19 protein-coding genes and 2 pseudogenes are annotated in these 19,775 nt (G+C 58.5%); 8 read left to right on the forward strand and 13 right to left on the reverse strand.

Annotated features, from left to right (window positions below):
- Positions 1 to 100 precede the first annotated feature (100 nt).
- A complete protein-coding gene (locus ACA051_RS01110; protein WP_461978476.1) occupies positions 101 to 1,414 on the forward strand; it encodes an ATP-binding protein in 1,314 nt (437 codons plus the stop codon).
- Between the two features lie 129 nt (positions 1,415 to 1,543).
- Here ACA051_RS01110 and rimK read toward each other — a convergent pair whose 3' ends face one another.
- The 3 genes from rimK to rimA are packed head-to-tail and all read right to left on the reverse strand — an operon-like array spanning position 1,544 to position 3,722.
- On the reverse strand, positions 1,544 to 2,449 hold the full coding sequence (rimK, locus tag ACA051_RS01115; protein WP_007949201.1) for a 30S ribosomal protein S6--L-glutamate ligase: 906 nt from the start codon (positions 2,447 to 2,449) through the stop codon (positions 1,544 to 1,546).
- Positions 2,446 to 2,925 (reverse strand): retropepsin-like aspartic endopeptidase RimB, encoded by a 480-nt coding sequence (gene rimB, locus ACA051_RS01120; RefSeq protein WP_010464766.1) that lies wholly within the window; start codon positions 2,923 to 2,925, stop codon positions 2,446 to 2,448. Before rimB ends, rimK begins: the two co-directional genes overlap by 4 nt.
- A gap of 17 nt (positions 2,926 to 2,942) precedes the next feature.
- A complete protein-coding gene (rimA, locus tag ACA051_RS01125) occupies positions 2,943 to 3,722 on the reverse strand; it encodes a S6 modification regulatory phosphodiesterase RimA (RefSeq protein ID WP_497310521.1) in 780 nt (259 codons plus the stop codon).
- A 116-nt stretch (positions 3,723 to 3,838) separates the two neighbouring features.
- On the opposite strand from rimA, the gene ACA051_RS01130 reads away from it, so the two are divergent.
- Entirely contained in the window at positions 3,839 to 4,246 is a 408-nt protein-coding gene (locus tag ACA051_RS01130; RefSeq protein WP_497373156.1) for an RNA-binding S4 domain-containing protein, read from the forward strand.
- Between the two features lie 173 nt (positions 4,247 to 4,419).
- Here ACA051_RS01130 and ACA051_RS01135 read toward each other — a convergent pair.
- Positions 4,420 to 4,638, reverse strand: a pseudogene (locus ACA051_RS01135) (phosphatase PAP2 family protein); the annotation flags it as partial.
- Between the two features lie 101 nt (positions 4,639 to 4,739).
- Here ACA051_RS01135 and hslO point away from each other — a divergent pair.
- Both hslO and ACA051_RS01145 read left to right on the forward strand, forming a co-directional pair.
- Entirely contained in the window at positions 4,740 to 5,642 is a 903-nt protein-coding gene (gene hslO, locus ACA051_RS01140; RefSeq protein ID WP_497306962.1) for an Hsp33 family molecular chaperone HslO, read from the forward strand.
- Positions 5,643 to 5,824: 182 nt separating this feature from the next.
- On the forward strand, positions 5,825 to 7,366 hold the full coding sequence (locus ACA051_RS01145; protein WP_497373158.1) for a phosphoenolpyruvate carboxykinase: 1,542 nt from the start codon (positions 5,825 to 5,827) through the stop codon (positions 7,364 to 7,366).
- 130 nt (positions 7,367 to 7,496) lie between these two features.
- On the opposite strand, the gene ACA051_RS01150 is transcribed toward ACA051_RS01145, so the two are convergent.
- The 6 genes and pseudogenes from ACA051_RS01150 to ACA051_RS01175 form a co-directional block, all read right to left on the reverse strand.
- Positions 7,497 to 7,862 (reverse strand): DUF1493 family protein, encoded by a 366-nt coding sequence (locus tag ACA051_RS01150; protein WP_497373160.1) that lies wholly within the window; start codon positions 7,860 to 7,862, stop codon positions 7,497 to 7,499.
- 129 nt (positions 7,863 to 7,991) lie between these two features.
- Positions 7,992 to 8,264, reverse strand: a complete 273-nt coding sequence (locus ACA051_RS01155) for a type II toxin-antitoxin system RelE/ParE family toxin (protein ID WP_497373162.1) — start codon at positions 8,262 to 8,264, stop codon at positions 7,992 to 7,994.
- Complete coding sequence (locus ACA051_RS01160; protein WP_497296958.1) at positions 8,264 to 8,707, reverse strand: antitoxin PaaA2 family protein; 444 nt, start codon at positions 8,705 to 8,707, stop codon at positions 8,264 to 8,266. Before ACA051_RS01160 ends, ACA051_RS01155 begins: the two co-directional genes overlap by 1 nt.
- Before the next feature lie 155 nt (positions 8,708 to 8,862).
- A complete protein-coding gene (locus ACA051_RS01165; protein ID WP_497373164.1) occupies positions 8,863 to 9,159 on the reverse strand; it encodes a hypothetical protein in 297 nt (98 codons plus the stop codon).
- 191 nt (positions 9,160 to 9,350) lie between these two features.
- A pseudogene (locus ACA051_RS01170) lies at positions 9,351 to 10,472 on the reverse strand (hypothetical protein).
- A gap of 87 nt (positions 10,473 to 10,559) precedes the next feature.
- Positions 10,560 to 10,823, reverse strand: coding sequence for a hypothetical protein (locus tag ACA051_RS01175; RefSeq protein WP_497373166.1), 264 nt, complete (start codon positions 10,821 to 10,823; stop codon positions 10,560 to 10,562).
- Between the two features lie 271 nt (positions 10,824 to 11,094).
- On the opposite strand from ACA051_RS01175, the gene ACA051_RS01180 reads away from it, so the two are divergent.
- From ACA051_RS01180 to ACA051_RS01195, 4 genes are all read left to right on the forward strand, one after another.
- Positions 11,095 to 11,598, forward strand: coding sequence for a polysaccharide deacetylase (locus ACA051_RS01180; protein WP_497373168.1), 504 nt, complete (start codon positions 11,095 to 11,097; stop codon positions 11,596 to 11,598).
- Positions 11,599 to 11,795: 197 nt separating this feature from the next.
- On the forward strand, positions 11,796 to 13,730 hold the full coding sequence (locus ACA051_RS01185) for a RecQ family ATP-dependent DNA helicase (RefSeq protein ID WP_497306973.1): 1,935 nt from the start codon (positions 11,796 to 11,798) through the stop codon (positions 13,728 to 13,730).
- A gap of 245 nt (positions 13,731 to 13,975) precedes the next feature.
- Positions 13,976 to 15,202, forward strand: coding sequence for a 3-hydroxyacyl-CoA dehydrogenase (locus ACA051_RS01190; RefSeq protein ID WP_497373170.1), 1,227 nt, complete (start codon positions 13,976 to 13,978; stop codon positions 15,200 to 15,202).
- Positions 15,203 to 15,232: 30 nt separating this feature from the next.
- On the forward strand, positions 15,233 to 15,652 hold the full coding sequence (locus ACA051_RS01195) for an acyl-CoA thioesterase (protein WP_497306977.1): 420 nt from the start codon (positions 15,233 to 15,235) through the stop codon (positions 15,650 to 15,652).
- A 68-nt stretch (positions 15,653 to 15,720) separates the two neighbouring features.
- Here the strand turns inward: ACA051_RS01195 and ACA051_RS01200 are convergent, their stop codons facing one another.
- The 3 genes from ACA051_RS01200 to fdhD form a co-directional block, all read right to left on the reverse strand.
- A complete protein-coding gene (locus ACA051_RS01200; RefSeq protein WP_145309130.1) occupies positions 15,721 to 16,209 on the reverse strand; it encodes a glycine zipper domain-containing protein in 489 nt (162 codons plus the stop codon).
- A 358-nt stretch (positions 16,210 to 16,567) separates the two neighbouring features.
- Positions 16,568 to 18,916 carry an FdhF/YdeP family oxidoreductase gene (locus tag ACA051_RS01205; RefSeq protein ID WP_497373172.1) on the reverse strand — a complete coding sequence of 783 codons (2,349 nt, stop codon included), beginning with the start codon at positions 18,914 to 18,916 and terminating at the stop codon, positions 16,568 to 16,570.
- Positions 18,913 to 19,752 (reverse strand): formate dehydrogenase accessory sulfurtransferase FdhD, encoded by an 840-nt coding sequence (gene fdhD, locus ACA051_RS01210; protein ID WP_497306981.1) that lies wholly within the window; start codon positions 19,750 to 19,752, stop codon positions 18,913 to 18,915. The genes ACA051_RS01205 and fdhD overlap by 4 nt, the downstream gene beginning before the upstream one ends.
- Positions 19,753 to 19,775 lie beyond the last annotated feature (23 nt).

The following is a 19,775-nucleotide window of genomic DNA, read 5'->3' on the forward strand; positions in this document are numbered from 1 at the left end:
CGGCGATTTGTAGGAGCGGGTCTTGCGAACAATTGTCCGCAGACTCGCGATCCGCAATATGCGAGCATCGCTCGCTCCTGCAAGTGTGTAGCGGTTATTCATGAAAACCCCCGTTTGGTTCCCCCAGAGTTTTTTCTCCCGCACCCTGTGGCTGGTGCTGATCGTCGTCCTGTTTTCCAAGGCACTGACCCTGGTTTATCTGTTGATGAACGAAGACGTGCTGGTGGATCGCCAATACAGCCACGGCGTCGCCCTGACGCTGCGCGCCTATTGGGCTGCCGATGAAAAAAACCGAGAGAAGATCGCTGATGCCGCCACCCTGATCCGGGTCGTGGGTGCGGGTGTGCCGGAAGGCGAGCAACACTGGCCCTACAGCGAGATCTATCAGCGGCAGATGCAGGCGGAGCTGGGTGCCGACACCGAAGTGCGATTACGCATGCACTCACCGCCGGCCCTGTGGGTTCGGGCACCTAGCCTGGGCGATGGCTGGCTGAAAGTGCCGCTGTATCCGCATCCGTTGCGCGGCCAGAAAATCTGGAACGTGCTCGGCTGGTTCCTTGCTATCGGCTTGCTGTCCACCGCCTCGGCGTGGATCTTCGTCAGCCAGCTCAATCAACCGTTGAAACGTCTGGTCTATGCCGCACGGCAACTCGGCCAGGGTCGTAGCGTGCGCCTGCCGATCAGTGACACACCGAGTGAGATGACCGAGGTTTATCGCGCCTTCAACCAAATGGCGGAAGACGTTGAGCAAGCCGGCCGCGAGCGTGAGCTGATGCTGGCCGGGGTATCACACGACTTGCGTACACCACTGACCCGTTTGCGCTTGTCCCTGGAATTGATGGGCGACCACAACGACCTCACCGACGCGATGGTGCGCGACATCGAAGACATGGACGCGATTCTTGACCAGTTCCTGGCGTTTATCCGCGATGGTCGTGACGAGTCTGTCGAAGAAGTGGACCTGAGCGACCTGGTTCGTGAAGTCGCTGCGCCCTACAACCAGAACGAAGAAAAAGTGCGGTTGCGCCTGGAGCCGATCCAGCCGTTTCCGCTGCGTCGGGTGTCGATGAAGCGATTGCTGAACAATTTGATCGGCAACGCCTTGCACCATGCTGGCAGCGGGGTTGAGGTGGCGGCTTATGTCTCCGGCGATACCAGCGCCCCGTATGTGGTGCTGAGCGTCATGGACCGTGGGGCAGGGATTGATCCGTCGGAGCTGGAGGCGATCTTCAACCCGTTCACTCGGGGTGATCGTGCTCGGGGCGGAAAGGGGACAGGACTTGGACTGGCCATCGTTAAGCGGATTGCTTCGATGCATGGCGGTAATGTCGAGTTGCGCAATCGGTCGGGTGGCGGGCTGGAAGCGCGGGTGCGGTTGCCGCTTGGGTTGATGCTGCCTCGGGATGCGGTTTAACAGCTGGCATTTTTGCTGAGACTGATGGCCTCTTCGCGAGCAGGCTCGCTCCTACATTGGAATGCGTTTCCCATGTGGGAGCGAGCCTGCTTGCGAAGGCGGTGTCCCTACCGCCACATGATTCCGGGCTTAACCCTTGCCTTTGGTCCGCGTCATATTCGGCCCGCCATTCTTCTCAAGATGCTCGATGATGATCCCCGCCACATTCTTCCCGGTGGTGGTCTCAATCCCTTCCAGCCCCGGCGACGAGTTCACTTCCATTACCAGCGGTCCGTGATTGGAGCGCAGGATATCCACGCCCGCCACCGCCAGCCCCATGACCTTCGCCGCACGCAACGCCGTCATGCGTTCTTCCGGAGTGATCTTGATCAGGCTGGCACTGCCACCGCGATGCAGGTTGGAGCGGAACTCCCCCGGCTTGGCCTGGCGTTTCATCGCCGCGATCACCTTGTCGCCGACCACGAAGCAGCGAATGTCTGCACCACCGGCTTCCTTGATGTATTCCTGAACCATGATGTTCTGCTTCAGGCCCATGAAGGCTTCAATCACCGACTCTGCCGCCGTCGCCGTTTCACACAACACCACGCCGATGCCCTGAGTACCTTCCAGCACCTTGATCACCAGCGGTGCGCCGTTGACCATGTCGATCAGGTCGGGAATGTCATCCGGGGAGTGCGCAAACCCGGTCACCGGCAAACCAATCCCGCGGCGTGAGAGCAATTGCAGCGAACGCAGTTTGTCCCGCGAGCGGGCAATGGCCACCGATTCGTTGAGCGGGAAAACCCCCATCATTTCGAACTGGCGCAACACCGCGCAGCCATAAAACGTCACAGACGCACCGATCCGCGGGATCACCGCGTCGAAACCCTCCAGCGGCTTGCCGCGGTAGTGGATCTGCGGCTTGTGGCTGGCAATGTTCATGTAGGCGCGCAGGGTGTCGATCACCACCATTTCATGGCCACGCTCGGTACCGGCTTCGACCAGACGACGAGTGGAATACAGACGCGGGTTCCGCGACAGCACAGCGATCTTCATGCAACACCTGTGGAAGAGGTAGATACCGGGAACACCGGCTTGTCTTGTACATATTTAATGCCCGGATTGACCACCAGTTGGCCGTCGATCAGGGCTTTGGAACCGAGGAGCAGGCGATAACGCATGGACTTGCGGCAGGCGAGGGTGAATTCCACCCGCCATACCCGATCACCCAGGGCCAGTGTGGTGCTGACCACGTAACGCATCTGCGCGTGACCGTTGGAGCTTTTAATGGTTTTGCGCGTCACCAAAGGCGCCTCGCAGCGTCGATGACGCAATTGCACCACCGTGCCCAGGTGCGCCGTGAAGCGCACCCAGCTTTCACCGTCGCGCTCGAACGGCTCGATGTCGGTGGCATGCAGGCTTGAGGTGCTGGCGCCGGTGTCGATCTTTGCGCGCAGGCCCGCGACTCCCAGATCCGGAAGCGCCACCCACTCGCGCAGACCGATAACGGTCAAATGGTCAAATGTCTTCAATAGGAAAAAACCGGCGATTAACGCGTCCAGGCCTCAGGTGTTACCTGGGCCAACGCTTTGAATGCAGGCTTGGCGAACCAGTAACCCTGCATCAGAAATATTCCACAGTCCGCCAGGAAATCCCGTTCTCCGGCGCTTTCGATGCCTTCGGCGATGACTGTAACGTTCAACTCCGCACAGATTGTGACAACCCCTCGAACGATAGCCTGACGAACACGGTCGCGATCGACATCGCGGATTAGTGCCATGTCGAGTTTGATCAGGTCCGGTTGGAAATCAGCCAGCAGATTGAGCCCCGAGTAGCCCGCGCCGAAATCGTCGATGGCGGTCTTGAAGCCGAATTCGCGGTATTCACGCAGAATATTAGTCAAATGGCGATAGTTATCTACGTGCTGGCTTTCCAGGGTTTCGAAAATCAGACGGTTGATGGGGAAGTTGTGTTTTTTCGCGGCCTCCAGAGTGGTGCGGATGCACAGCTCCGGGCGGTACACGGCGTTGGGCATGAAGTTGATGGACAAGTGTGTCTGCATGTTTAGATTGGCCGCCCCTTCAATGGCGCGGGTCCGGCAGAGCTGGTCGAAGCGGTAGCGATTCTCCTCGTTGACCTGGTCGAGTACGGACAGGGCACCTTCCCCGGCAATGCCGCGGACCAGCGCTTCATGAGCAAAAACCGACCGGTCGCGCAGATCGACGATCGGTTGGTAGGCAAAAGAAAAATCGAAGCCAAGCGGCTCGCTTTGCTGGCAGCCCTGGCAACCGCCCTGCGGCGAGGTCAATGTAGACGGGAATATAGTCAATCGATTACTCCATGCTGGTGAGCCGGCCAAGATCACAGTCTATCTGGAGGAGCGAGTTCTTGCGCCCGACAGAAACGGTAGTACAGTTCCGACTATCGGCTGAAAGAGGAATTCCAGTGGCACAAAAACAGGAAGAGGACGACAAGGTCCGTTTCGATAAGTGGTTGTGGGCTGCGCGTTTTTATAAAACACGTGCCTTGGCGAAAGCGGCGATTGAAAGCGGCAAGGTGCATTGTCGGGGTGAGCGTTGCAAACCGGGCAAGGAGCCGAGGATCGGCGATGAGTTTCAGATTCGCGTAGGGTTCGAGGAACGCACGGTGGTGGTTCAGGCGCTATCGATTGTGCGCCGTGGCGCCCCTGAAGCTCAGGCGTTGTATGCGGAAACCGATGCCAGCATCGCCAAGCGCGAAGCGGCCGCGGCCATGCGCAAGGCTGGCGCGTTGGGCGTGAGCACCGATGGCAAGCCGAGCAAAAAACAGCGACGGGATTTGTTCAAGTTTCGGGGCAGCAGTAACGACGAGTGAGGTAGATGCTTCTGTGTCGTCTGGGCTGACATCTTCGCGGGCAAGCCACGCTCCCACAGGTATTGCGCAGACCGATGTGGGAGTGAGCCTGCTCGCGATCGAGTGCGCAGCACTCGCCGGCAGCACCACAAAATCAGGCGCTAAACACCACACTCATCCGCGAAACTCCCCACATCGAATGGGCGCAGACTTGCAATCGCCCAGATGCGTAGCCATATCGGGTTGATGGCCAGCGGCGCATTCAGCAGATGAAATAGCCACTCGTCGAAAATCACACACAGCATCTGACCCGTAGGCCATAACCAGAAGGCCAGCAGTGCCAGAGGCACAAAATTGCACAGAGCCAACCGGCGCAGATTCCACCTTGCTTGGAACAAACCCGGATTGTTCATAAAATGCCCCCCATGGCTGAACATCGCGCACCAAAACGGTGCTGCAAAGGCGCAATTTCACGACCTGTAACCATTTTGTCATTACTTCAGAACCCAGACCTATGACCGATCTACCGGATACCGACTACACCCAACGCTTCATCTTCGATGACAGCGACACCCGCGGCGAGCTGGTTTCGTTGGAGCGTAGTTACGCCGAAGTCCTCGCCAAACACCCGTATCCAGAGCCGGTCGCGCAACTGCTCGGCGAGCTGATGGCTGCGGCGTCGTTGCTGGTCGGCACCTTGAAGTTCGATGGCTTGCTGATTCTTCAGGCCCGTTCCGATGGCCCGATTCCGTTGCTGATGATCGAGTGCTCCAGCGAGCGTGAAATCCGTGGCCTGGCCCGTTATGAAGCCGACCGGATTGCCCCCGACGCGACCCTCGCCGACTTGATGCCCAACGGCGTGCTGGCATTGACCGTCGATCCGACCCAGGGTCAGCGTTACCAAGGTATTGTCGACCTGGATGGCGAAACCCTGTCGGAGTGCTTCACGAATTACTTCGTCATGTCGCAACAGGTTGGCACTCGTTTCTGGCTGTACGCCGACGGCCGTCGCGCCCGTGGCCTGCTGCTGCAGCAACTGCCTGCCGACCGCCTGAAAGACGAAGAAGAACGCGCCGCCAGCTGGCAGCACATCACCGCGCTGGGTAGCACCCTGACCGCCGATGAACTGCTGAGCCTGGACAACGAAACCGTGCTTCATCGCCTCTACCACGAAGAACAAGTGCGCCTGTTCGATGTGCAGAAACTGCGTTTCCGTTGCAGCTGCTCGCGCGAACGTTCGGCCAATGCTCTGGTCAGCTTGGGTATGGAAGACGCGCAGGCGCTGGTGATCGAGCACGGCGGCCACATCGAGATCGATTGCCAGTTCTGCAACCAGCGCTACCTGTTTGATGCGGCCGATATCAGTCAATTGTTCGCGGGAGCGGGTGTCGATACGCCGTCAGATACCCGGCACTAAAACGGTTCAGCGCAGGTAAATTCACTGGATAGCGCCGGAATAACGCCGTTCTGACGGGAGGGCCCTACTTTTTTTGGGCGTTTCTGGCATAATCCGGCCCACTTTTTGTCGCGGTAGTAGTGCACGACTTTCTACTACAAAACGTTTGGAGCACACTCGGCCACTGGCCGACGGGGAATCTCATGACGCAAGCCAATAACGCCGTGTATACCGATCTGAGTGTTGATGATCTGGTAAAAGAAGCCTTGAATCGCGGTGAAGGCGAGCTTGCCGACACTGGCGCGCTGGTTGTTCGCACCGGTCACCGTACCGGCCGCTCGCCAGTCGACCGTTTCATCGTTGAAGAGCCGTCCACTCAGGCCGCCATTGCCTGGGGCCCGATCAACCGCAAGTTCCCGGCCGACAAGTTCGATGCCCTGTGGGACCGCGTCGAGGCCTTCAACAACGCGCAAGAGCATTTCGTTTCCCACGTTCATGTTGGTTCGGCTGAAGAGCACTACCTCGCCGTGAAAATGACCACCCAGACTGCCTGGCAGAACCTGTTCGGTCGTTGCCTGTTCATCAACCCGGCTCAGTACAACCCGGCCGGTCGTGATGAGTGGCAAGTTCTGAACGTCGCCAACTTTGAGTGCGTTCCAGAGCGTGACGGCACCAACTCCGACGGCTGCGTGATCATCAACTTCGCCCAGAAGAAAGTGCTGCTCGCCGGCATGCGCTACGCCGGTGAAATGAAGAAAGCCATGTTCTCGGTGCAGAACTTCCTGCTGCCGGCCGCTGACGTGCTGCCAATGCACTGCGCGGCCAACATCGGTGAAGCGGGCGACGTAACCCTGTTCTTCGGTCTGTCCGGCACCGGTAAAACCACCCTGTCCGCCGACGAAAGCCGTTACCTGATCGGTGACGACGAACACGGCTGGGGCGAAGGCGTTGTCTTCAACATCGAAGGCGGCTGCTACGCCAAGTGCATCGACTTGTCCGAGAAGAACGAGCCGGTTATCTGGAAAGCCATCAAACACGGCGCAGTCTTGGAAAACGTCGTTATCGATGACGCCAAGCACGCCGACTACGCCGACGTCAGCCTGACCCAGAACAGCCGCGCCGCTTACCCGCTGGAGCACGTTGCCAAGCGTTCCGAGAAGAACCTCGGTGGCGAGCCAAACGCGGTGATCTTCCTGACCTGCGACCTGACCGGCGTTCTGCCGCCTGTGTCGATCCTCAGCGAAGAACAAGCGGCCTACCACTTCCTGTCCGGCTACACCGCACTGGTGGGCTCGACCGAAATGGGTTCCGGCAGCGGCATCAAGTCGACCTTCTCCACCTGCTTCGGCGCACCGTTCTTCCCGCGTCCGGCCGGCGAATACGCAGAATTGCTGATCAAGCGCATCCGCGGCTTCGGCTCCAAGGTTTACCTGGTCAACACCGGCTGGACCGGCGGCGGCTACGGCGTTGGCAAACGCTTCAACATCCCGACCACCCGTGGCGTGATTGCAGCGATCCAGAGCGGCGCGTTGATCGGTGCAGAAACCGAACACCTCGACACCATCAACCTGGACGTGCCGTTGGCTGTGCCGGGCGTTGAGACTGGCCTGTTGAACCCACGTAATACCTGGGCTGACAAGGCTGCTTACGATGAAGCGGCTAAGGCACTGGCTGGGTTGTTTGTTGAGAACTTCAAGAAGTTTGAGGTTAGTGACGCGATCAAGGCTGCGGGTCCTAAGCTGTAAGGCTTGGATTTAGCGAATGAAAAAGCCGCCCTTTGAGGGCGGCTTTTTTTTGGGTCTTTGGTTTCATCGTCCAATTCACAACTGCCAATATTCCAGCCGTATTGGCGCTAAACGACCAGAATAATGGCACTTATGCGATAGGCTCGATGACTTCCAGTGCCTGCGTATCCCACCGTTGTATTTTGACCACCTGGTAAAGCATGCCGATGGTCAGCGGGACTTTGTCACCGCGACCCTTTGCCCTTCGTTTGAGATGCACATCAAATCCTTCTGGCTGAAAGTAGCGATAGGCGTCGTAGTCCACGAGGTCGATCCCGAACTGTTCTTCCAGCGCTTCCATCAAATGCCGTGCATCAGCGCCCTTGCAGCCAAGGTCGAAGTTGATCGAGGTGGTGAGGCTGATGGTTTTGCGTTCTGGCAGGCCGAGTTCCTCGTGCAGCAGCTGCATAAGCAAGTGCATGGTGTGGTCGTCGGGGAAGTTGGGGGCGAGGTGCATGATTGCGTCCAGTGGGAGGAAAGGATGGCGCTGATGTGCTCAGCGCCTCCTTTCAAATAACGAGCAGTTGCGTCGATCTATCCGGGCCCTTGCTGGCCTCAAACTTAGGGGCGTCTGCGGTTGATCTAGTCACGGCCATTGTCGTCTCGCATGCAGTACCCGCATTACCACTACCGCGTGTGGCAGGACTGTATAGACCATGAAGTAATTGGGTGTGGCGACTATCTCATGAGTGCAAAAAATTCTGCCTTTTCTATAAAGCTTTGGATGCTGGCAAGCTTGCTCTGATTTGGACTCAAAGACTTCGTCTAAAGCAATGGCCGCGTAAGGGTTATCTTCGCTAATGTAATTCAGGATGTCGTCCCGGTCAGTCAGCGCCGTGGGGCGCCAAAACACCCGCATTAGCGCGCCCGTTGACGTATGGCATCACGTTTTGCCGCAAAGATTCGGCGCGCCTCTTCGTCGCTCACACTTGGCCGGGGATCATCGATGCTGGCTTGAACCTGCTTCCTGAACCATTCGTCGTAAGCCGCTGCATCGTGAACTTGCTTCAGTGCCTCGGAACGGTCAGGGCGAGAATAGGTTTTTAATTGTAGTGGGTCGTAACCAGAGGTATCGACATCGAAATGACAGATGCCTATTCCTTGCAAATAGATCACTAGGGTTTCGAGACGCTTAAATAAGCGAATTTGCTGGCTGCGTTGCGCTGCCAGGGAATGCGTTTGTGATCCATGTTGAACTTGAACTGCCCACCCACCTTGCTTGGCTGAAATGTGAGTGGCGTTAACAGCGCCGCTTTCAACCAGTTTGACGAGCGCGGTGTGATCGATCGTTTCGGTAGTCATAAGAAGGAGGCCCATGGCTGATCAGTGGCCCACATGCTACGCAATCAATAATAGTTTGCAATCTTCAATCTCCATTGAGGGTGTAGGAATTAGTATCCTTTTTTCGTGGGCAGCCAGCTCACAGTGAGGCTGGCATGCCCTTGAAACACAACTTCTTAGGTAGGCGCTTTCCAGCCCATCATGCGTTGTTGGGCAACTTGCAGCAGGTCGCAGCCGTCTTGGGTCAGCAAGTAGACTGCGTGGGTGATGTGCGGGATGTCTTCGACATCGCCGTGCTTAAAGCATTGGCAATGCAGGGTCTGGAGGAGGTCGCTGGAGGCTCGGATGCGCTGGAGGGCGGCTTCGAGGATGTCCTGGGGGTTGGCCTCTGTGTCGATGATTAGGGGCGGGGAATCGGTGAGAGTTGTTTTGAGTGGGTGGTAGCGATCAAAAAGAGGATTTAACGTTGTCACTGAGTTACACCTTTATTAGTTAGAAATGTGCGCTCTCTTTGTCGAGTGACCAAGCCCGAGCCGCTGAACCTTCAGCGACACTCGGAACTATAGATGTGAGCCAACGGGTAGCGATAGACGACAAGGAGTCGTTGTTTGTAGGAACGGGATGAGGTTTCTATGAGGCCATTCCTACAAATCTGCCCGCGTATTCAACGAATGTGCTGATAAGCCGCCACATCCAACAGGCCAGTGGTCAACCCAGTCGCCGGCGCGTAGATCGTGCCTTTCACTGCCGAGAACTTGACCCCGTTGCTGCCCAGCGAAACGTAGCGCTCGCCCTGGTCCAGTTCTGTGAAGAAGGTGTACGAGCACTTTTCCATCGCTTTGTATTTCGCGGCGGCGCTGGCCATCGTGTTGTGGTGGTTTTGCAGGTCGGTCGGGGTCAGGTTGGTGGTTTTGTTCAGCGGCACCCCCCAGCGTTTCAGGCACACCTCGGCAAAGTGGCGGACGATCAGGCCGGGTTCGGCCAGCGTTTAAGGGCCGCTGACACCATCGACTGCGGCGTTGCCCACCAGCGTGGCGTGGCGGCCGGGCATCGGGTAGATGCGGGTGCCGGTGGCCGTTTGCGGGATGACGCAACTGAAGCCTTTGGAGCGTTCGTCCCGGGCGTAGAAGCCAACGTATTCTTTTACGTTGGCATTCAGTTTGACTTTGTCTTCCTGGAAGTTACCGATGCCCGGTACCGGATCAATCGCAAAGATGTTCACCGGGATGTCCTTCAGTGCGCTGTCCTTGAACATGGCATTGGCCAGCATATGGCAACTAATACTGCCGCGGCTCCAGCCTACCAAGTTGACGTTGGTTGGAATAACGCCGTTCTTGCGGAATGTTTTGATGATTTGTTCCTGTAACTTCTGTTGGGTCATGCTGCGGTCGCCGTAGTTGTACTCGCGCCACATCCAGGAACCTTCGACGATCACATCTTCAATAGGGATTCCGGCAGCCTTGAGACGGTTGTATTCAGCCTCGGTCAGTTTTTCACGCTCCCAGTCGCATTTGCCTTTAATGATGTTGATGGCGTGTTTGACGTTCTCTTCCCAGCCCTTGCCGAACAGCGTGCCGCTCAGGCCGTAGTCCCCGGTTTTGGTGAACAGCTCGTCAGCTTGCAGGTTGCTGGTGCCGGGTCCGTCAATCACGATCCATTCGGCAAATTCGCGGCCGCCGTGATGGGAAGCCAGTGTCGAGACCAGTTCGCCGTTCCAGTAAGTCGGGTTCTGGTTGTCGAATTTGGTCGAACCGGTGCCGCAGAAGAAAATAGTTAATGTAGTCATTGTAGTGCTCTTGATTAGTTTAAGAGCTTGCAGACTAGTGTTTGTTATTTGTAAGTTGAAGAAGTCAGTTGTTTTTGTATTTGTGTTTTAAAGTTCTATTCGTTGCCTTGCAACTTCAAGAAGTTCGCAGCCGTCCTGCGTTAATAAATAAAGTGCATTCACTATATGAGGGATATCTTTCACATCTGCCTGTTTGAAGCACAGGCAGTAAAGTGTTTCGAGTAGGTCGCTGGCGGCGCGCAGGCGTTGGTGAGCGGCGTCGAGGACGGCGCCGGTGCTGGCTGCAGTGTCGATGACCAACACGGGCGTTTCGCTGTAACTGGTTTTGAGCGGGCGATAGCGGTCTTGCATGAGGTCAGTCCTGTGTTCAGCGGCGGCGCAAACTATAGAGGCCCGCTCCCAGGCGTCGCAATACAGCGCAAATGGACGGGGTTTGTAGGGGATTTACCTGCGTTGTGGCCTTTTGCCTACGTGTTCCCCGAGGCACTTTTCAGCAATTCCCCTAGAGGTCGAATTTCCTACGTGTTTGTCAGGCGCAGCGCATCAATCCTCTGTATGGTGCGCGCCAGAATGTGTAGGACGTTTCGAAAAACGTCCCTTCAACGCTTAAAGGGAATTAAGTATGCAATGGCTACGTATGGCCTCGATTTTGTTGTTGTGGGCGGGTGTTTGTCGTTTGGCTGGCGCAGCTGACGCGAATAACCCGATGGGCCTTGCCAATATGGATCGCACCGGTTGGCCAGAGGCCCTGACCAGCCAGGCGAACGTGGACACGGCCTCCCGCGCCGAAGTGCTGATGTTCGGCAAGGCACTGCTGGCCAGCGAAATGCTCGACGAAAAAAGTCTGAAACAGCGACTGGGCGTGCAGGATGTGAAGCTCAAGTCGGTCAGGCAGGTGCGTGACGGGTTGTGGGATCGTTTACTGGCCACTTACCGCGGCGCCAGTCAGAACTGCGACGGCGAACCCTTCTGCCCCCGCGTGCGAAGCGTCGCCGATTTGCGTCAGTTGGCGGCGGCTTTCACGGGGGAGATCAGCCCGGCCCATGCGGTTTGGGCGAGCAAGAGCCGGGTGTTTCATGAGCTGGCTCTGAATGAGCAACTGCGGGTGGCGGTGTTGGTGCCCTGAGTTCATTCCTGTTGTTGCGCTGACTTGGCTGGCCGCTTCGCGAGCAAGCTCGCTCCCACATTAGACCGCGTTGCCCGCGAACCCTGCGTTGCATCCGCTGTATCATCCCGTATCGTTTTGGCCCCCGACCTTTTCTCGACTCGCTGCGTTTGCCGGCTAGGCTTTGGGCTTCGCAGCGGTCAACGGAGTGACAGCTTATGCACAACACCCTGGAACAGGTTTTCGGTTATCCACAGTTTCGGCCTGGCCAGGAGGCGGCGGTCAGCGCGGTGTTGGCCGGGCGCTCGGCGGCGGCAATTTTTCCCACAGGCTCGGGCAAGTCCCTTTGTTATCAATTGCCGGCCCTGTTATTGCCGCACCTGACGCTGGTGGTCTCGCCACTGCTGGCATTGATGCAGGATCAGTTGGCGTTCCTTCAACGCCATGGCATTGCAGCGGGCAGCATCGATTCGGCCCAGAGTCGTGACGACGCAAGCGACGTGATGGCCCGGGCCAAGTCCGGCGAACTGAAGATTTTGATGATCTCTGTGGAGCGCCTGAAGAACGAGCGCTTCCGCAATTTTCTGCAGCAGGTGCCGATCTCGTTGTTGGTGGTGGACGAGGCTCACTGCATCTCGGAGTGGGGCCACAATTTCCGCCCCGACTACCTCAAGCTTCCCGACTACCAGCGTCAGTTCAACATTCCGCAGGCGCTGCTGCTGACCGCCACTGCGACGCCCAAAGTGATCGCGGACATGGAGGCGAAGTTCGCCATCGCTCCCGAAGACGTGGTGACCACCGGTTTTTACAGGCCAAACCTGAATCTGCTGGTCGAGCCGGTACGCGGTCAGGACAAACGCCGACGACTCGTCGAATGGATGAGCGAACGTCCTGGCCAGCCGAGCATCGTCTACGTCACCCTGCAAAAAACCGCCGAGCACATCGCCGAACACCTGGGCCGCAACGGCATTCAGGCCGAGGCCTATCACGCCGGTTTACCTCACGAAAAACGCGAAGCCATTCAAAAGAGTTTCATGAGCGGGCAGTCGAATTGCATTGTCGCCACCATCGCCTTCGGCATGGGCATCGACAAGAGCGACATCCGCAACGTGGTGCATTTCGACCTGCCCAAATCCATCGAAAACTACAGCCAGGAAATCGGCCGCGCCGGGCGTGACGGGCACCCATCCGACTGCCTGGTATTGGCGAACCGCGACAGCCTCAACGTGCTGGAAAACTTCGTCTACGGCGACACGCCAGAACTGGACGGCATTCGCTGTGTGCTCGATGAGATGCAAGCTGCTGCGCCTGAGGGGCAGTGGGAGTTTTTGTTGGGGCCCTTGTCGGACCAGAGCAACATTCGTCAGTTGCCGCTCAAGACTTTACTGGTGCAGCTCGAACTGCGTGGTTTGATTGCCCCGCGTTACGCCTATTACGCCGAATACCGCTTCAAGTATTTGCAAGAACCGGAAGCTTTGCTGGCCCGCTTCGAGGGCGAGCGCAAAGATTTTGTCGCTGCCATCATCCAGACCTCCAGCCGCGCCCGAACCTGGGCCACGGTGAATTTCGACGCGCTCTATGAACAGCATCAAGCCGAGCGCAACCGGGTGGTCAAGGCGCTGGATTATTTCCAGGAGAAGGGCTGGGTCGAGCTGGAAAGCAAGCAGATGACCGAGGTCTACAGCCTGCTGCAAGCGAATGTCGACAGTCAGGCACTGAGCGCCGAACTGCACGCCTATTTCACCCAGCATGAACGTACCGAGATTGCTCGGATTCACGCGATGCTGGATCTGTTCGCCACCGACCATTGCCTGGGCTATCGCCTGGCCGAGTACTTCGGCGATGAAAACGCGCCTCGTCAGTGCGGGCATTGTTCGGTGTGTCATGGGCAAGTGGCGCGGCTGCCATCGCCGCCAGAATTGCCGGCACTTGTGGATAAACACTTCGAAGCGCTGTGCGGTGATTTTATCCACAGGCATGAACAGCACACCGGCAATGTACCGTCGGCCGAACGCGTAACGCGGTTTTTGTGCGGGATCAGCGTGCCGCTGTTTACCAAGCTCAAGGCGCGTTCGATATCGGGATTTGCGGCGCTGGAAAATTATCCGTATGCCGAGGTGCGGGAGTGGGCTGAAGCGCATCTGCCGAGTTAAAACGCGGACCAATGTGGGAGCGGCGGTGCGACGATTCGACTTGCTCGCGAAAGCGGTGTGTCAGTCGACATCATCACTGACTGTCACACCGCTTTCGCGAGCAAGCCCGCTCCCACAGGGATCTTTGGTGTATTCGCGGGTAGATCCATCCGCTGAATGTTGCTCATCACAGGAATAAATTTCAAAAATACCCGGCGGCTGACTATGGTGAGGACTGTCTTTGGATCGCCAACAAGAGAGCAACCATGAGCCAGACACCGTTCAACATTCAGCGCGCCGCCGTGATCGGTGCGGGCACCATGGGCCGTGGCATTGTCATGTGCCTGGCCAACGCCGGCGTTCCGGTGCAGTGGGTCGATAACAATCCGCAGATGCTGGAACAGGCGCTGGTCACCGTGGCAGACACCTATGCACACAATGTGCGCCAGGGCCGCATCGATCAGGCCGAGGCGGAGGCGCGCATTGCACGGGTCACGGTGGCGGCCGACTATGCGTCGATCCGCGAGGTTGATCTGGTGATCGAAGCGGTTTACGAAAACCTTGAGCTCAAGCAAAAGATTTTCCGCGAACTGGACGGTCTGCTCAAACCCGAAGCCATTCTAGCCAGCAACACGTCGGCGCTGGATATCGACGCCATCGCCGCGGCGACTCGCCGTCCGGCTCAGGTCCTGGGGCTGCACTTCTTCAGCCCGGCGCACATCATGAAATTGCTGGAAATCGTTCGCGGTGCGCAAACCTCGCCGGCGGTGCTTGATGCGGCGCTGGAGCTGGGCAAGCGCATGGGCAAGGTCAGCGTGGTGGCAGGCAACTGCAATGGTTTCATCGGCAACCGCATGCTCAATACCTACGTGCTTGAAGCGCGCAAGATGCTGCTCGAGGGCGCTTATCCCTACCAGGTGGATGCCGCGCTGCAAAGTTTTGGCTTCGCTATGGGGCCGTTCCGCATGTACGACGTCGTTGGCGTCGACCTGGGATGGCGGGCTCGGGAATTGGCTGGTGAAGGGCAGGACGCGCCGGAGGTTCAAGTGGATAACCGTCTGTGCGAATTGGGGCGTTTTGGTCAGAAGAGCGGCAATGGCTATTACCACTATGAACCGGGCAGTCGACAGGCTGAACACGATCCTGAAGTCGATGCGCTGGTGCTAAATGTTAGCGAAGGGCTTGGCTTCCAGCGTCGGGAGATAAGCCCTGAGGAGATTCTCGAGCGCTGTCTGCTGGCGCTGGTCAATGAAGGCGCGAAGATCCTTCAGGAAGGTATTTCTGGGTCGGCGCACGACATCGATCTGGTGTACCTCAACGGGTACGGTTTCCCGGCGGACAAGGGCGGGCCAATGGCGTGGGCGGATCAGCAAGGGCTGGCGGATATTCATCAGCGTTTGATGGCGCTGGAGACCCGCCAGGGTGATCACTGGAAGCCGGCGCGGTTGATTGGCGAGTTGGAGGCGGTGGGTAAAGGGTTTGCGGATCGGTAGACTTCATCCACTTCAAGACGAGAGCTGCGCATGAACCAACGCACCGACTACCCGCACTTCCAGCCCATCACCACCCGCTGGCACGACAACGACGCCTACGGTCACGTCAACAACGTCACTTACTACAGCTTTTTCGACACGGCAGTGAACGCCTACCTGATCGAAGTCGGTGGCCTGGATATCCATGACGGCGAAGTGGTGGGTTTTGTGGTGAGTTCGTCTTGCGATTACTTCGCCTCCATCGCCTTTCCGGACCGGATCGAGATCGGTCTGCGGGTGGGCAAGTTGGGCAACAGCTCGGTGCAGTACGAACTGGCGGTGTTCAAGGCCGGGGAGGACGAGGCCTGCGCGGCGGGGCGCTTCGTGCATGTGTTTGTGGATCGGGCGTCGAATCAGCCGGTGACGATTCCTGCCGGGTTGCGCGGCGCATTGGAGCGACTGGTGGCTTGATGGACAAAAAAAATCGCAGCCCTTGAGCTGCGATTTTTTATTTATCTGTCAGCGATGCCGTTCAGGCCTCAATGATGACGATAGTGCTTTTTATGTTTGCGATGACCATAGGCATGACCTCGGCCCGGATGGCCGTCACGGTAGTAGCGACGATCATCACGGCCGCCGCGATAGGAGCGACGATCATCGTCTTCATCGCTCTTGTTGCCCATGTAGTTACCCAGCGCGCCACCGGCGCCGCCACCTGCTGCGGAGCCGATCAGGCTGCCGGTGGTGCCGCCCATGCTGCGGCCGACCACGTTGCCGCCTGCTGCGCCCAACGCACCGCCAATGGCGGCTTCGCCACGGCTGCGTTTGTCTGCGCCGACTGCGCTACCACCCGCGCCGCCCAGGGCCGCGCCAATGGTCGAACCTGTATTGCCGCCCAGCGACTGACCGACGACCGAGCCAAGAACCCCGCCCAATGCGCCGCCCACACCTGCTTCGGTGGTGCCTCCGGCAGAAGCGAAGCCACTGACCAGGCCAAGGGACAACAAGAGTATCGAGGAGAACTTCATTAGAGGAACCTCAAGGGGATGACGGCGCGATCCTGAGGCTGTGTCATGGTCGTGACAATCGAAATCCGACGAGTAACACGACTTCAACACATATCTATAAGTTGCTGTTTTTTGGGCGGAACTTAAGTATTTTTCGCCGGTCTTTAGCTACTTCGGATAGGCCGTTTTTGTGAAAAAACGGCCTTTTTTGTGGGCGATTGGAAAGTGGCCGAAAGTCCCGATCATGAGTTGCCATGTCGGACGCCTTAGCGGGCAAGCCTCGCTCCTACAGGATCCGCGTCATGTACAAAAAAATGCGTAAGACACAGATCCTGTAGGAGCGAGGCTTGCCCGCGAAGAGGCCAGACCTGCTGTCCCGTTAAGCCGACTTGGCCAAAATCAACCCGGTCTCACTCGCCATTTCCAGCCGGATCGCCACAAACTTCGACGTCGGCGTATGGCTGCGATCCCCGGTGCTTTCCAGCGGCACCAGCGGATTCACTTCCGGGTAATACGCCGCCGCCTGCCCCGCAGGAATATCAAACGCGAGCAGCGTAAAGCCCTTCACCCGACGCTCACGCCCGTCATCCCAGATCGAAACGATGTCAGCCTTCTGCCCTGGTTTGAACCCCAGACGAATGATGTCCGCCTCGTTTACAAACAACACATCCCGCTGACCTTTCACGCCACGATAACGGTCATCCAGCCCATAAATCGTGGTGTTGTACTGATCGTGAGAACGCATCGACTGCATGATCAGGTCCGGCAACACGCCCGTGGCGCGCGTGCGTTCGTGCACCAGGTCTTTGGGCAGGACGTTCGGCCGGAAATTGGCGCGCCCTGACGGGGTGTTCCACTTGCGTGCACCGGCGCTGTTGCCGAGGTAGAAACCGCCCGGATTCTTGACCTTCTCGTTGAAGTCTCGGAAGCCCGGGATGGTGTCGGCAATCAAGTCACGGATGCGACTGTAATCGGCCACCAGCCAGTTCCAGTCCACCGGTTTGCTGCCCAGTGTGGCGGCTGCGATACCGGCGATGATCGACGGCTCGGAACGCATCTGGTTCGACAGCGGCTGCAGCTGGCCGTTGGAGGCGTGGACCATGCTGAACGAATCTTCGACGGTCACCGCTTGCGCGCCTTCGGCCTGTATGTCGATGTCGGTACGGCCCAGGCACGGCAGGATCAGCGCCTCTTTACCGTGGGCCAAATGGCTGCGGTTGAGCTTGGTGCTGATCTGCACGGTCAGGTCGCAATTGCTCAGGGCCTGGAAGGTGCGCGGGCTGTCCGGGGTCGCCTGGGCGAAGTTGCCACCCAGACCGATAAAGACTTTGGCGCGACCTTCGGCCATGGCATGAATCGCCTCGACCACGTTATGGCCGTTTTCACGCGGCACCTTGAACTGGAAGCGCCGCTCCAGGGAATCGAGGAATGCCACCGGCGGACGTTCGTTGATGCCCATCGTCCGGTCACCCTGCACGTTACTGTGGCCGCGCACCGGGCACAGGCCGGCGCCGGGCCGGCCGATGTTGCCGCGCAGCAGCATCAGGTTGGCGATTTCCTGGATGGTTGCCACCGAGTGGCGGTGCTGAGTGATGCCCATGGCCCAGCACATGATGACGTTCTTGCCTTTGGCGTACATGCGCGCCGCTTGCTCGATTTCCACCAGGGTCAGGCCGGACTGCTCGACGATCTGCGCCCACGGCGTGTCATCAATGGCGCCCAGGTATTCCAACACGTTGGCGCTGTGTTCATTGAGGAAGTCGTGATCGAACACGGAAGGGTTGCCGGTCTGCTGCGCTTCGCGCTCCCAATGCAGCAGGAATTTCGCCATGCCGCGCAACAACGCCATGTCGCCGCCGAGCGCGGGGCGGAAGTAGGCGGTGTTGGTCGGCTTGTCGCCGTTGGTGAGCATTTCGATCGGGTGCTGCGGGTGCTGGAAGCGTTCCAGGCCGCGCTCTTTCAGTGGGTTGACGCACACCACTTGCGCGCCGCGTTTGACGGCTTCGCGCAAAGGTTCGAGCATCCGCGGATGGTTGGTGCCCGGGTTTTGGCCCCAGACAAAAATCGCATCGGCGTGTTCGAAGTCGTCGAAGGTCACGGTGCCTTTGCCGACGCCGACGCTTTGCGCCAGTGCCACACCGCTGGCCTCGTGGCACATGTTCGAACAGTCGGGGAAGTTGTTGGTGCCGTAGGTGCGCACGAACAATTGATAGAGGTAGGCCGCTTCGTTGCTGGCGCGGCCCGAGGTGTAGAACTCGGCCTGATTCGGGCTCGACAGGCCTTGCAAATGTTTGGCGATCAAGGCGAACGCAGCTTCCCAGCTGATCGGCTGGTAGCGATCGGTTTCGGCGTCATAGCTTAATGGCTCGGTCAGACGGCCCTGATATTCCAGCCAATAGTCACTTTGTTCCAGCAACGAACTGACGCTGTGTTTAGCAAAGAAAGCGCCGTCGACACGCCGTTTGGTCGCTTCCCAGTTCACCGCTTTGGCGCCGTTCTCGCAGAACGCCACCATGCCGGCTTCGTTGGAATCGCCCCAGGCGCAACCGGGGCAGTCGAACCCGCCGTTCTTGTTGGTTTTGAGCATCATGCGCAGGTTCTTCAGCGCGTTGTCACTGGTCAACCAGGCCCGGGCAACGCTGGCCAGTGCGCCCCAGCCACCGGCCGGGCCCTTGTAGGGCTTGTAGCGGGGGACGGGTTTCTGGTCGTCTTGACGGTGTTGACTCACGCTTGATTCTCCAATGCCGGGCTGTAGACCCGCGGCGCATTCTTCTGGGGCAGATGGATGAGGTTGAGGTTGTGGCGACGGGCCCATTGCACGGCAAGGCCCGTGGGCGACGACAGGCTAACCAGGGTCTGGATGCCGGCGCGCAATACTTTCTGAATCAATTCGAGGCTGCATCGGCTGGTGACAATCGCCAGGCCGCCTTCAGTGGGGATCTTCTGGCGGATGAGCCCGCCAATCAGTTTGTCGAGGGCGTTGTGTCGGCCGATGTCTTCGCGGCCCAGCAGCAACTCGCCCTGACCGTTCATGAACACCGCCGCATGCACCGCGCCGGAATACTGGCCAAGCGGCTGGAATGCACCGATGCGCTGGCGCAAACCATCAAGCCATTCGGCAGGTGGCAAGGGCGCTCCGGGCAACACTTTGAGGTCCGGCAATGCCTGTTCAACAGCCTCTACGCCGCAGAGCCCGCAGCCGCTGGTGCCGGCCATTTGCCGACGCTGTTGCTTGAGGTTCCAGAACGCGCGGTTGGCGATGGTCACTTGCGCGTACTGCGCCGAGCCCGAGCCGCTGAGTTGCAGGTCATAAATGTCGGACGCGTCTTCGATGATGCCGCTGCCGAGGCTGAAACCGACGATGAAGTCTTCAAGGTCCGTCGGCGTTACCAACATCACCGCCTGGCTGATGCCGTTATAAGCGATCGCCAACGCGACTTCCTCGGCCAGCGCGGTGCTGGTCGATTCGGTTTGCTGAAGGTCGCTGTAACTGTAAGTCTGGCTGGCGGCGGGTGCGGGCGCTTCAAAGGCTGGCGCCGCGCAGGCAGGGCGCTTGGCTTTCATGGGCATCACCGACGGTTTAGTCA

The organism is Pseudomonas sp. LBUM1669 (assembly GCF_059695705.1).